This is a genomic window from Pseudorhodobacter antarcticus (genome assembly GCF_900110135.1).
GTDB lineage: Bacteria > Pseudomonadota > Alphaproteobacteria > Rhodobacterales > Rhodobacteraceae > Pseudorhodobacter > Pseudorhodobacter antarcticus.
In genome coordinates this window covers 1-12,963 of sequence record NZ_FOCO01000016.1, presented here as the reverse complement: position 1 = coordinate 12,963, position 12,963 = coordinate 1, and the positions used below count along the sequence as shown (strand labels likewise).

Annotated in this window: 13 protein-coding genes and 1 pseudogene; 6 read left to right on the top strand and 8 right to left on the bottom strand. The window is 61.0% G+C overall.

The features are described 5' to 3' along the window. Positions 1–1,059 carry a sn-glycerol-3-phosphate ABC transporter ATP-binding protein UgpC gene (ugpC, locus tag BMY36_RS09705; RefSeq protein WP_050519298.1) on the top strand — a complete coding sequence of 353 codons (1,059 nt, stop codon included), beginning with the start codon at positions 1–3 and terminating at the stop codon, positions 1,057–1,059. A 239-nt stretch (positions 1,060–1,298) separates the two neighbouring features. On the opposite strand, the gene BMY36_RS09700 is transcribed toward ugpC, so the two are convergent. From BMY36_RS09700 to BMY36_RS09670, 7 genes are all read right to left on the bottom strand, one after another. Continuing rightward, complete coding sequence (locus tag BMY36_RS09700) at positions 1,299–2,366, bottom strand: glycosyltransferase family 4 protein (protein ID WP_050519299.1); 1,068 nt, start codon at positions 2,364–2,366, stop codon at positions 1,299–1,301. Continuing rightward, positions 2,363–3,949, bottom strand: a complete 1,587-nt coding sequence (locus tag BMY36_RS09695) for an ABC transporter permease (RefSeq protein ID WP_082224805.1) — start codon at positions 3,947–3,949, stop codon at positions 2,363–2,365. Before BMY36_RS09695 ends, BMY36_RS09700 begins: the two co-directional genes overlap by 4 nt. Next, the gene (locus tag BMY36_RS09690) at positions 3,946–4,746 is read right to left on the bottom strand and encodes an ABC transporter ATP-binding protein (protein ID WP_050519300.1); all 801 of its coding nucleotides are present in this window, start codon (positions 4,744–4,746) and stop codon (positions 3,946–3,948) included. The genes BMY36_RS09695 and BMY36_RS09690 overlap by 4 nt, the downstream gene beginning before the upstream one ends. After that, positions 4,736–5,722, bottom strand: coding sequence for an ABC transporter substrate-binding protein (locus BMY36_RS09685; protein WP_050519313.1), 987 nt, complete (start codon positions 5,720–5,722; stop codon positions 4,736–4,738). The genes BMY36_RS09690 and BMY36_RS09685 overlap by 11 nt, the downstream gene beginning before the upstream one ends. 97 nt (positions 5,723–5,819) lie before the next feature. After that, on the bottom strand, positions 5,820–6,752 hold the full coding sequence (locus BMY36_RS09680) for a lysylphosphatidylglycerol synthase transmembrane domain-containing protein (RefSeq protein WP_050519301.1): 933 nt from the start codon (positions 6,750–6,752) through the stop codon (positions 5,820–5,822). After that, the gene (locus BMY36_RS09675; RefSeq protein ID WP_050519314.1) at positions 6,749–8,389 is read right to left on the bottom strand and encodes a sulfatase-like hydrolase/transferase; all 1,641 of its coding nucleotides are present in this window, start codon (positions 8,387–8,389) and stop codon (positions 6,749–6,751) included. The genes BMY36_RS09680 and BMY36_RS09675 overlap by 4 nt, the downstream gene beginning before the upstream one ends. Continuing rightward, positions 8,386–9,135: a CDP-alcohol phosphatidyltransferase family protein gene (locus tag BMY36_RS09670; RefSeq protein ID WP_082224806.1), complete on the bottom strand. Its 750-nt coding sequence runs from the start codon at positions 9,133–9,135 to the stop codon at positions 8,386–8,388. The genes BMY36_RS09675 and BMY36_RS09670 overlap by 4 nt, the downstream gene beginning before the upstream one ends. A gap of 158 nt (positions 9,136–9,293) precedes the next feature. Between BMY36_RS09670 and BMY36_RS09665 the strand changes: the two genes are divergently transcribed. Beyond that, positions 9,294–9,848: a cytochrome b gene (locus BMY36_RS09665; protein WP_050519316.1), complete on the top strand. Its 555-nt coding sequence runs from the start codon at positions 9,294–9,296 to the stop codon at positions 9,846–9,848. Here BMY36_RS09665 and BMY36_RS20745 read toward each other — a convergent pair. Then, complete coding sequence (locus BMY36_RS20745; protein WP_272867512.1) at positions 9,845–9,970, bottom strand: endonuclease/exonuclease/phosphatase family protein; 126 nt, start codon at positions 9,968–9,970, stop codon at positions 9,845–9,847. The two genes, BMY36_RS09665 and BMY36_RS20745, sit on opposite strands and share 4 nt — an antisense overlap. A 454-nt stretch (positions 9,971–10,424) precedes the next feature. Between BMY36_RS20745 and tnpA the strand changes: the two genes are divergently transcribed. The 4 genes and pseudogenes from tnpA to BMY36_RS20450 form a co-directional block, all read left to right on the top strand. Then, positions 10,425–10,790 carry an IS66-like element accessory protein TnpA gene (gene tnpA / locus BMY36_RS09655; RefSeq protein WP_175469274.1) on the top strand — a complete coding sequence of 122 codons (366 nt, stop codon included), beginning with the start codon at positions 10,425–10,427 and terminating at the stop codon, positions 10,788–10,790. Next, positions 10,787–11,137 (top strand): IS66 family insertion sequence element accessory protein TnpB, encoded by a 351-nt coding sequence (gene tnpB / locus BMY36_RS09650; protein WP_050519304.1) that lies wholly within the window; start codon positions 10,787–10,789, stop codon positions 11,135–11,137. The genes tnpA and tnpB overlap by 4 nt, the downstream gene beginning before the upstream one ends. Before the next feature lie 59 nt (positions 11,138–11,196). Then, a pseudogene (gene tnpC / locus BMY36_RS09645) lies at positions 11,197–12,616 on the top strand (IS66 family transposase); the annotation flags it as partial. Between the two features lie 66 nt (positions 12,617–12,682). After that, positions 12,683–12,963 (top strand): IS3 family transposase (locus BMY36_RS20450; RefSeq protein ID WP_074818673.1); only part of this gene is annotated, 281 nt, incomplete at its 3' end.

Genomic DNA, 12,963 nt, shown 5'->3' with positions numbered 1-12,963 from the left:
ATGGCCCACATCCTGCTCAAAGACCTGCGCAAATCCTATGCAGGGCAAGAGGTGATCCACGGCATCACCATGGACATCCCGAACGGGGAATTTGTGGTCATCGTCGGCCCGTCCGGTTGCGGAAAGTCCACGTTGTTGCGCATGGTCGCGGGGCTGGAAGGCATCAGCGCTGGCACCATTGAGATTGATGGTCGCGTGGTCAATGATCTTGAACCGCGCCAGCGTGACATCGCCATGGTGTTCCAAAACTACGCGCTCTATCCGCATATGTCGGTGCGCGAAAACATGGCGTATGGTTTGAAAATTGCCAAGATGCCCAAGGCCGAAATTGACGCCGCCGTCACCCGCGCCGCCAAAATGCTGGAACTCGAACCCTATCTCGACCGCAAACCCCGCGCCTTGTCCGGTGGTCAGCGCCAACGTGTCGCAATGGGCCGCGCTTTGGTGCGCACGCCGTCGGCGTTTTTGCTGGATGAACCTTTGTCCAACCTTGATGCCAAGTTGCGCGTGCAAATGCGAATGCAAATCAAGGACATGCACCTGAACACTGGCCAAACCACCCTTTACGTCACCCATGATCAGGTGGAGGCGATGACCCTTGCCGACCGCCTGATTGTGATGAACAAAGGCATCGCTGATCAAATCGCCACCCCGCATGAGGTGTATGAAACCCCCGCCACTGAATTTGTGGCTGGCTTCATCGGCTCGCCCGCCATGAACATCTTTACTGTGACGGCTGAGGCGGGCATGGCCGTTTTGCCCGGCGGCCACCGCTTGCCGCTGCCGGGATTGGCCGCGCATGGCAAGGTCCGGCTGGGGCTGCGGCCTGAAGATTTGGAGATTGTCGACGCAAGCACCGCCGCCATTCCCGTCGTTTTACGCTCCATCGAATGGCTGGGCGCGGATGCGTTTGGCTATGGCATGATTGACGGCTCGGACGCATTGGTGACGCTGCGCCTTGCGGGCAGTACGGGTGCCAAGCGTGGCGACCGCGTGCATGTCGCGCCCAAGGAGGGCAGGCTGCACCTGTTTTCAGCTGAGAGTGGTAAGCGGATGTAGTGTCCCAACTGCAGCACCTTAGAGTGTCGTTTTCCACCCAATTGCACCCTTTGCGCGTTTCGGCATCATCGCCACATTCAAAGATATCGCCACACTGCCCCAAGGTAGGCGGCCATGACTTTGGTGGCGATCGCGGTAGTTTGAGGCTGGCTGCATGGCATGACACCCAGCGGCGCTTTGGAAACAAGGGCAAGGTGTTGCGCACAAGCGCCGACACTTGTGGGTCAGCGCAGATCGGGTTACAACCTCACAAGCCGATCAAGAACGGTGCCCACAAGGGCCGCGGCGTCATCCCAGCTTGGCAAGGCCGCACCAAACCTTGATGACGCCTGCGCCATAGCCCCGCGCAGGTCCACATCAGTCAGCATCCGGTCAAGGGCGTTGGCAAAGGCATCCGCATTCTCGGCTGGAACCAAAAGGCCCGCGGTGGACGGTACAGTGTCGGGCACAGCCCCTGTGTTACATGACACAATCGGCAGGCCATAAGACAGCGCCTCATCAAACACGATACCATACCCTTCATACCGGGTGGCCAGCGCAAAAATCTGCGCGTCGGCGTAATTCTGGGCCAATTCATCGGCTGAAACGCGGCCTGCCAGCTTTACCCGCCCCGCCAGCCCAAGGTATGCGTGCAGCGCGTCCAATGCGCGGGCATGCCCTTCATCATAGCGCGAGCCGATGATCACCGCCTGCCAATCGCGGTGCAAAAGCATCGACAGGGCGCGCAGCAAGATATCGTGCCCTTTGCGCGGATGGGCGATGCCGACGGACAGGATAAGGGGTGAGGTGGCCTTTGCCCTTTGGCCGCAAGACAAGTCTACTCCGGGACGGTCAGTGCCGGGGCGCACAATGGTGATGCGCGACGCCTCCACACCATAATCTGATTGCAACAGTGCCGCCGTATGCGGGCTGGGCACCAGCACATGCGCGGTATGGGTCAGGTTGGCGCGTTCGGTTTCCAGAAAATGCGCACGCAATCCGGCGTCCAATCCGCTTTCATGCGCCAGCGGGTGGTGGATCATCGCCACAATCGGTGCTGCCATACGCGCCAGAATGTTGGGATCAATAGACCCGAACACCAGCCCATCCATAATCAGCGGGCGGTCGGGCGCAAGGGCTGTCAACTGTGCTGCGGCATCGGCCATATCAGCGGCAGTTGGGGTTGGAAAGCTGCCGCCCAGCACGATATGCGCAACATCGCGGCCCTGCGCCTGCAACCCTTCCAGCAAGCGCCGTTCATAGATATAGCCGCCTGTCAGGGTGGTATAATCGCCGGGAATGGCGAAAGCAGCTTTTTGCAAGATCATGTCAATTGTTCCGGTGCGTAGATGCGCAAAATACGGGATTCGATCAGGCCAACGCCGGCATAGCCCAGCGCAGAAAGCGATGCCGCAAGCACCACCGCCGCCCACAGCATGTCATAATCGGATACCGAGGCGGAGAGCGCCATCAGCGTGCCCACCCCGATGCCCGTGGCCAGCCATTCCACCACCGTTACGGCCAGCACCGCCGCAGGCACTGCCATCCTTGCTGCTGCAAAAAACGCGGGCAGCATCGCCGGGATTTGCACGCGGACCAACCGTTGCAAAGGCGATGCGGCATAGGAGTTGAACACATCCATGACCTGCCCCGGCGCTTGGCGCAGCCCATGCAGGCAGGCGACCAAGGTGGGGAAAAACACCATCACCGCGACCAAAACAATGGTGCCAGTGGCCCCGCGCCCCAACAGCAGCACAACCAGCGGTGCCGTGGTCACAATGGGTACAGACCGCAGCGCAATCGCCAACGGCATCATTGTGCCCGCCAGTTTGGGCAGCAGCGTGAACACCACGGCCAGCCCCGCCCCCGCCGCCAGACCCGCCAAATACCCCGGCACCAGCAACAACACCGTGCCCATCAACGCCACCCCAAGGCTGGCACGAGTTTGCGCAGCATCACTGGCCCAGAACACGGCATGGGCCACATCCCATGGCCCTTTGGCAAAGAACGGGTTCAGGCCGAACAGCGCAATGCTGCCGCCCCAAAGCACAAGAATGGCCGCAATCACGCCACCAAGGCCCGTGATTGCACGTAGCAACGGCGCACCCCGGCGCGTATCATCGCGCGGTGGGGCAAGGATTAAAGGCGGCGCATCGCGCAGAACGGCGCGGGTCAGCGCGCCAATCCCCCAATACGCCGCCACCGCCGCAAATGTGGCGACTGAGGCGAGCGCCCAAGTCATTTCCACATCCAAGCTGCGCATCGCGCGCACGGTCAGCACGCCAAGGCCACGCTCGGCCCCCGTAAACTCGCCCACCATCGCACCCAAAATGGCGGCGGGGGCGGCGATTTGAAGCCCTGCAAACAGATAGGGCAAGGACGCCATCAGCCGGATATAGCCCAGCGCCGCCAGCGGCCCGCGCCCATAGCTGCGCACCAAATCAAACCAACTGGCTGGGGCGGCGCGCATACCCACCAGCAAAGGGATCAGCGTGGTATAATAAACCGCCAATGCCGCCAGCACGATCTGCGGCCCATTCCCCGGCCCAAACATCACCCGCAAAATCGGCCCGGTGGCGACCAGCGGCAGGCAAAACACCACCAGCGCCACGCCCGTCACAATGCGCTGGCTGGCAGGCCACACCAGCGCCATGGCCGCCAGCAGCAGTGCCGCCAAATTGCCCAGCACAAAGCCTACAGCGGCGTTGGACAGCGTGGCCGAAAGGGCCCGCCCCACCAGCCCCGCGTTATCCCCCAACCACAGCAGCACCAACGACGGGGGGGCCAGAAGATAAGTGCCGCCCATACTGCGGCCCACCCCCTCCCACACAAGCAAAACAATTAGCAGACCCGGCAAGGTCGTGCGCCACGGGTTGTGCTGCGATGCCGCAAGGCCGCTTGCGGCTGTCATTGCGCGGCAATCGTGCGGTCAGCCATCGCCGCACCGTGCGAAAGGGCTGCAAAGACATCATCCACCAAAGTGACAAATTCTGGCGTGCGGGCCAGCCCGGGGAACCGTGGCCGGGGCAGCGGAATATCAATGTCGGCCACCACTTTTGCGGGGCGTGGCGACAGCACGATCACCCGGTCCGAAAGCATAACAGCCTCGGTCACGGAATGGGTGACCAGCAGGGTCGTGGTGCCCCGCGCCTCCCATATCCGGGGCAGGTCTTGCACCAATTGCTGGCGCGTCAACTCATCCACCGCGCCGAACGGTTCGTCCAGCAGCAAAAGGCGCGGCTCGGTCGCCAGCGCGCGGGCGATGGCGGCACGTTGGCGCATCCCACCCGACAGTTCGGCGGGGCGCGTGTCGCCAAAACCATCAAGGCCAACCAGCATGATCAACTGATCCACCGCTGCACGGTCCACGGGGTGGCGCGCAAGGGTCAGCGCAAGTTCAATATTACCGCGCACCGTGCGCCACGGCAGCAAGGACGGGTCTTGGAACGCGACCGATAGCCCCGCACGGCGCAGAATTTCGGCAGGGGGCGCGCCGTCAATGGTCACGCAGCCCGTGCTGGGGGTTTCCAACCCCGCCACCATACGCAGAATGGTCGATTTCCCACAGCCGGACGGGCCAACCAGCGCCGTTGTTTGCCCCGCGTGTAACACCAAATCTGTGGGGCTGACCGCAGCCAGCCCCCCTTTCCACGTTTTGCCCAAACTGTCACAGGTGACGGTGGGCGGATGGGTTACATCAGGCCGCATGAACTTCTTCTAAGATTGAGCGATCCCACAAATCCGGGGGCACGTTGCGCCCCAAAAGGGCAAGGGTTTCGATATTGGCCGCCACGGTTTCATCGGTCCACCAGCCAAAGCCGTTGGCATCCGTAAGGTCCGAAAACATCAAAGGCACTTGCCGCTGCGCTTGCAGCGTTTGGGTGGCAAGATCAAGCCCCGCATCGGGAAACATCGCCAGCGTCAGGGCCGTTGCCGCATCGGTATCTGTCCGGTAGGCGTTCCAGCCCGCCACTTCGCCACGCATCAAGGCCACCAATTCGGCCCGGCGGTTGGCAAGGCTGTCGGTCGTGGCGATATAGGTTTGCGAATGCAGCGCATAGCCGTGATCGGCCATCAGCATGGTCACCGCCTCAATCCCTTCAATCGCCATGGCGACGGGCAAATCGGTGGCCCAGCACAGCAAGCAATCCACTTCATTCGTCAGCAAAGGCTGGGGCGAATACTGGGTGGGGATGATTTCAATGGTGCTGATATCCACCCCGTTAAGCGTGCAAAGCGCTTGCAACACGGGCGTATTGGCCAGCGCCATGCCAATCCGCTTGCCCACCAAATCGGCGGGGGTATTGACCGGATTGGCGGGCAAAGACGCGATCACAAAGGGGTTTTTCTGCATCGCCACGCCCAAAATCTTGAACGGTGCGCCCTGTTCCACCGCCGCCGCCGTATAATCGGCTGCCGAGATGCCAACCAACGCTGTGCCCGCCACCACAGGCGGCTCTACCGGGGCATTTGGCCCGCCTTGCAGCAAGGACACATCAAGCCCGCCGTCGCGCCAAAAGCCGCGATCCTGCGCGATGTAGCTGCCTGCGAACTGGACGGAATGGGTCCAAGACAGCTGCAATGCGGCAGCTGTGGTTTGGGCCGTCGCGCGGCCTGCGCCCAGACCCAGCGCCGCTGTGGCAAACCCTGCGGCCCCGGTGCGCAGCAGGCCCCGGCGTGTCATCATCAATCGGTTGGTCATCAGTCTCTCCATGTATACGACGTAAGGCTAAGTCGGTAGGTGGGCTTTGCAAGGGGTGCCGGGCCCGGTTGTGATGTGGTTAATGCGTTATCGGCAGCGGTTTGAGTCCAAAAGCCAGCAGGGCAAGGCCAGGCAGAACGGTGGCTAAAAACACCAGCCCAAAGGCGATGCTGGCGGCCAGTCCATCGCTGGCACTGACACCGGCCAGCGGGAACAAGGCGGCGGCAGCCCCTTCACGCAGGCCCCAGCCGCTGATGGTAAGCGGGATCACCATGGCGAGCAAAATCAGCGGCGCCAAGGCCATGATAGCGGGAATGGGCAGGGCAACCCCAACCGCCCAGATGCAAAAGCCAAAGCCCGCGATGTTGCACAAAACCGTGGCAAGGCTAAGGGCCGCTTGCCGGGCGCGCACCTGCGGCGCAAACAGCGCCAGCCACAGCGCGGTCCCTTGCCGCCCAAGGCGCGCCGCCTTGCCCTGCCGCACCAAGGCCCATAAAAGCAGCGGAACAATCACACCCGCCGCAACCAAAAGGGCCACAGCCCAAGCCAGCGCAGGCGGCCAATCCAACCCGCCGGGCACAACCCGCGTAGCCGCGAACCCCGTCGCCATAACCACAAACAGCGCGATCTGGCCTGCAAGCCGTTCAAACATCACGGCCTGCGCGGCGGGCATCAACCCCGCCGCCTGACGGCTGCGCAGCGCGCGGCCTGCATCGCCCACAACGCCCCCCGGCAAGGCCTGATTGACGACCTGCGACAGGTAATATTCCCGCAATGCCGCCGCGCGCCCCAAGGCAATCCCCAGCTGCGCCGCCGTCAGCCGCCAACGCAACGCCGACAGCACAGTCTGCAACGTCAACGCCGCCGCCCCGGCCAGCAGCCACCAAGGGTTTGCCCCCGAAAGCAAACGCAGCGCCGCCGCCCCATCTGCGACATGCCAAAGCAGCGCCAACAGCCCCAAGGCCACCGCGATTTGCACCGCACGCAAAACCATGGGCGGAATACGGGTCATGGTGCGGTCACGCCCTTCGGCAACGGGGTCGACGTAAACGCCTGCAAGACCAGATCGCGCATCTGGTCCATCGGAACCGAACCCGCACTCACAGGCGGTATAAGCCCCTCAAAAGGCGCGAAACCTTTGACCCGTGCGACCAAATTCGCCGGCCCAATCACATGGATAGGCACATCGCGCCCTTCGTCCAGCGCCACAAACCCGGCTGCCTGATGGTCGCCCAGAATGATCATCAAAGGTGGGTTTTCGGCGTGAAGCGCTGCATAGGACAGCACATTTTGCAGCGCATAATCAATCGCCAACCTGTATTGGGCCCGCACCCTTTCTGGGTCGCGCCAAACCTCCTTGGGCGTGTCGCCTGCGCTGGCCATTTCGTTGAACTCGGTGCCATCGCCGATGTCCCCCCAGTCGATCATCTGGGGCACAGGGACCCATGGCGCGTGGGATGATCCGGTCGCCAGTTGCACAAAGCGGGGCCGGGTTGCGGGCTGGTCCAACAGCAAACGGTCAAGAGCGGCAAAGGTAAACTGGTCCGGCATTTCAATCCAATTGAATGGCAGGCCCTTATACCCCAAATCCTTGGCCGCAAAAACGCGGTCAAACCCCATAAAATCCGCCTCGGGCCAGTCCATGGTGATTTGCGGCATCACCGCAGCCGTTTCAAACCCCGCCTCTTGGGCAAGGTGAAACAAAGTGTGACGCCCAGATACCAGCGCCGCGCGATAGCGGATTTGGGCGTTGATCCACAGCCCATTGGCAAAGGTCGAATGCGCCAGCCAGCTTTGCCCGCCACTGGTGGGCGAACCGAGATAACCCGACGCCATAGCCAAACCGCTTGCGCGCAGCCGCGCCTCCCCCACAGCCAGCGTGGCACGATGCAGGTCGTTGTAAAATGGAGTGTCGATACTGGTTCGACCATAACTTTCGACAAAAACCACGATCACATCCCGGTCGATCAGGTCCAAGAGGCCGGTTTGCCCGGCATAGGGATCAAGGGCGGCGGTGGTACGAAACACCGCAAGCTCTGCCAATGTGGTGCGGATCAGTTGCGCCCGATCCACCCCGATGCGCGCGGTGAAGGCGCTGCCGGGCGGGTCAAAGGGCACGCCCCAACCTTTGACCGCACCAATATCGGCAACACTCGCGCTTGCAAACAACAACGCCACCATGGCGGCCAGATTGCGCGCCAATGGGGGCATTGTAATGCGCGTCCAGACTCCAAGCGCCCACCAAACCAGCGCCGCAATAACCCCGACCAACGCCACCGCAGCACAAGCCACAAGGATGGCCGCAAAAATGCCAATGGCGCCCGCAAGCAGATGCACCCCGGCGGCAATCAGCGGCAGATCAGCCACAGGGTTAAATCCGCGCGACAGGGCCGTGAACATCGCGAAATCCGCAGTTTTCAGGACAGTGACGGCAGTCAGCGCCAGCGTTATTGCCACCCGCAACATCAGGCCCCCCCGCCCGCGCCCAAACGCTGCCATCGCCAGTAAAATGGCAGGCAGTTCCAACGGGAACAGCAAAAGCGCCCGCCATGTCAGCGCATCGGGATAGTTCGGTTGCACCAGCAACAAAAACACGATGGCCACGGCGACCAAGGGCATCAGCGCCGGGTGACGCAACACACCCTTCATCTGCGGTGCCGCCAAAGCAAGACAACATCGCGCCCAAACGACCACATCAATGCTGCCGCAATCAGCCCTACCAGTGCCGCTGGCACTAAGGGTGGCAAGATCGGCATTTGTAACGCGATCAACCCGCCAATTTGCAAAACACAAACCGCCTTGCGGCTGAACCGTTGGGGCAAAGCGCCGTTTAGCCACGGCCAAAGATATGCTGCAGCCACAAAGACATAGCGCGGCAGGGCGATGATCAGCACCTCTGGGCCCACCGTACCCGCAGCCCAGGCGTTTAGCGCAAGGATTAGGCCAAGAGCTGCGTCCACCTCCATATCAAAGCGCGCGCCAAAGTCAGACACACGCCCCGCGCGCCGCGCAAGCCAGCCATCCGCGCCATCAAGTATAAGGGCGATTGCTGCGACCGCAAACACCGCCCAAGGTGCAGGCCCAAGCGATACAATAGGTGCCAACAGTGCCGCCGTTAGGGCAAGCCGCGCAAGCGTCACCACATTGCACAAACCCAAGGCTGGATGCGGAAAACCTTTCCGGATCAACGCTATGGCAAGCGCCACACCCAATGCATACCCTGCCATTGCCAACAGCACAGCGGGTGTCGATACCCCGACCAGCCCAACGACAACTGCGCCCACTAGCACTGCATTTACAGCGGCGAAACCGGCAAAACCAAACACAGGGCCGCGCAAGGTGCGCGCCGCGACAAGGGGGGCAAACAAAGCGGGGCCTACGTTTATTTTTGGCATGTCGCGTATTCTCGCATCGCGCATCAGCTGTCAAGCTGCCGGAGTGTAGCAGCGGGTCGCGCAAAATGCGGCCGCCACCACGCCTTGCGCTTTGCGATGGTGAGCCTAAGTATAACAGGCAAAGTATGAAGTGCATTTTGCAACAAGCGGGCCAACCTATGAAAAACACAGGCTATTCCACAACCGCGCGACTGTTTCACTGGGGCATGGCGGCGCTTATTCTTGTGACCATTCCTGTGGGGCTTTTGATGGTTCAATCCGGGATCGGGCGGAGCCTTCAGAATGCGCTGTTCTTGTATCACAAGAACGTGGGGGTTTTGCTGTTGGGACTGATCATGGCGCGGCTGGTTTGGCGGGTGCTGAACCCTGCCCCCCCGTTGCCTGCGGGCCTGCCTGCGTGGCAGGCAAAGCTGTCGCGCGTAACGCATGGGCTGCTTTATGCTTTATTGTTGGTCGTGCCGCTTTCGGGCTATATCAGGGTGCGGGCCGGCGGCTTTCCGATTGAATCGCTGGATGCGTTTGGGGTGCCGTCACTGGTGCAAAAATCCGAACAATTGGCCGCCCTTGCAAAGTCTGTCCATTACTATTCCGGGATGATGATCGCAGCCCTTTTGGTCTTGCATATTGGCGCGGCGCTGTATCACCGTTTTGCCAAACAAGATGGCGTATTTGCGCGGATGTGGCCGCCTTTTGGTGGCAAAAAAGGCGCCTAAGGCTGCCGTGCCACCGACACCACGGCCCGGATAGGGCGATGGTCGGATGCCATGCGGGTGCCTTTGCTGTCCAACGCCCGCGCGCTGACCACTTGCGCGGGGGTGGTGACAAATAAAGCCACGCGGCGATGTGGGCGGGTCTGACCTATGCACGGCTGGGCAACGGCGACCGCGCGCATGCCCTATTCGCGCTGCTGAACCCAATCAACCATGCGCTGACCAGCAAGCACGCCGACCGTTAAATGGCCACAGCCTATGTCATCGCCGCCGACGCCTTTTCCAACGCGCCCCGTGAGGGGCGCAGCAGTTGGACGTGGTATACTGGATTAGTTGGTTGGATATACAGTGCGGGGATTGAGGATATCCTTGGCCTGACCCGCAACGGTAGCGATTTGCAACTCAACCCCTGTCTGCTGAAAGGCTGGCCAGAGGTAACCCTGACGTTATGCCGAGCGACTTCGCTTTGCATATTAGCTTAGCGAACAATGGTAAGCATTCGCTGAGGGCCGTCTTGCGGTTTGTTGCTATGATTGTTTATCGAGTGTCCTTATGGACGCACACGAGAACACCCCCCGCATGCAAGTTTTGTCGGTCTCTGATACCGTTCGCCGTCGCCGTTGGACGGATGATGAGAAGGTCCGGATCGTTGAAGAAAGCCATGGCGATGGCGTAACATTGGCGGAGGTCGCACGGCGCCATGACATTTCGCGATCACAGCTTTACGATTGGCGATATAGGCACAAGAATGGGTTGTTTGGGGCTGGCCCGCAATTTTTGCGGGTTCTTCAGATTGAAGACGGTTCCGTCCCTGATGATGTTTCAGCGCCGCCAGCGCCAGTATTGACGATCGACCTTGGCCCTCGGTGTCGCCTGACGATCCCCTCCGGATTTGACATGGAGGCTGCGGCGCGTCTGCTCAATGGCCTGATGGTGCGTTCATGATCGCGTTTCCGGCGGGCACGAAGGTTTGGATTGCGGGTGGTGTGACGGACATGCGGCGCGGGATGAATACCTTGGCGTTGTCGGTGCAACAGGGCCTCGGGCGCGACCCGCATGCCGGTGAGATATTCTGCTTTCGGGGCCGCAAGGGTGATCTGGTGAAATTGCTTTGGCATGATGGGGTCGGAATGTCGCTGTATTTGAAACGCCTCGAGGCGGGGAAGTTCATCTGGCCTGTGAGCCAAGACGGGACGGCGGTGGCGATATCAGCAGCGCAGTTGGGTTATCTTCTCGAAGGCATCGACTGGAGAAATCCACGCTGGACACAAAGGCCGAAATCGGCGGGATAATATATGGTGAAAGGCCTGTTTTTATTGGCCTTTCATCGTGTTTATGGTAGACATCTGCCATGTCAGATGCCGCCTTGCAAATCGCTGAATTGAGCGCCGCGCTTGCCGCGCAGACCGCCCGCGCACAGGCGGCGGAAGCCGAATTGGCACAGGCCCGCGCTTTGGCATCCTGCACGGAAGCGATGATCCAGGGGTTGAAGCTTGAGATCGCCAAGCTGCGGCGTGACAAATACGGCATCTCTTCCGAACGTCGCGCGCGACTGATCGATCAGCTGGAATTGCAGCTTGAGGAATTGGAAGCTGCCGCCACCGAGGATGCGCTGGCGGCAGAACAAGCAGCAGCGCAGGACAAGACCAGCACCGTGCGCGCCTTCACGCGGCGTAAGCCTGTTCGCAAACCCTTTCCAGACCATCTGCCGCGCGAACGTGTTGTGGTCGAGGCACCAACCAACTGCACCTGCTGTGGCTCGGAGCGGATTGTAAAGATGGGCGAGGATATCACTGAGACGCTGGAAGTGATCCCCCGCCAGTGGAAGGTGATCCAGACGGTCCGCGAGAAGTTCACCTGTCGGGCCTGCGAGAAGATCAGCCAGCCACCAGCACCCTTTCATGCGATCCCGCGTGGATGGGCCGGGCCCAGCTTGATCGCCATGATCGCCTTTGACAAATATGGCCAGCACCAACCCCTCAATCGTCAAGCTGAACGGATCGCGCGAGAAGGGATCGATCTGAGCCTGTCTACCCTGGCCGATCTGATCGGTCATGCCTGTGTGGCACTGGCCCCGATCCATGCGCTGATCGAGCGCCATGTGCTGAACGGCGGCCGTCTGCATGGTGATGACACGACCGTGCCGCTTTTAGCGCGTGGGGGCACAAAGACCGCGCGGCTCTGGACCTATGTGCGCGATGACCGGCCATGGGATGGGGGCGCGCCGCCCGCCGCCTTCTTCAAGTTCTCGCCTGGTCGTCAGATGATCCATCCCAATAAGCATCTGACCGGATGGCATGGTGTGCTGCAGTCGGACGTCTATGGCGGCTACAATGACCTTTATAAGGCAGACCGCAGCCCGGGGCCGGTGCAATCAGCACTGTGTTGGAGCCATGCCAGGCGCAAGTTCTTTGAACTGGCCGATATCAAAGGCACTGCACGCAAGGGAAAAAAAGGTGGCAGAGGAAATCTCGCCTATTGCGTTCGACGCTGTGACGCGGATCGATGCCATCTTTGCCGTCGAGCGTGAAATCACCGGCCTGTCAGCCGCAGCGCGTCTGGGGGTTCGCCAGCAGCGGGTCGCGCCGCTGGTCAACGATCTGCATGACTGGATGCGGGCCGAGCGGGCCCGGATATCAAAGCACAACCCTGTCGCCAAGGCGATTAATTACATGCTTGATGGGACAGGTCGCTGGGATGCCTTCACCGCCTTCCTTGGTGACGGGCGCCTCTGCCTGACCAACAATGCCGCCGAGCGGGCCCTCAGAGGGAGAGTTGGTCGCGGAATTTCGGACCAGTTGTTAAGGTGGATCGCATGATGAGAGAAGTGATCTAGAATGAAGAAACGAAAGAACCATTCGCCTGATTTCAAGGCGAAGGTTGCGCTTGAAGCGATCCGTGAGGAGCTGACGCTGGCGGAGCTGTCGAAGAAGTACGATGTTCATCCGACACAACTCGGCACTTGGAAGCGCGCGGCGATAGAGAACATGGCGACAGCTTTTGCGCGCCGAGGTGCCGCCCCGGAGCAGGTAAGTGCGGCTGAACTCGACAAGCTGCATTCCAAGATTGGCCAACTTGTGGTGGAACGGGATTTTTTGGCCAATGCCTCGCACCAGTT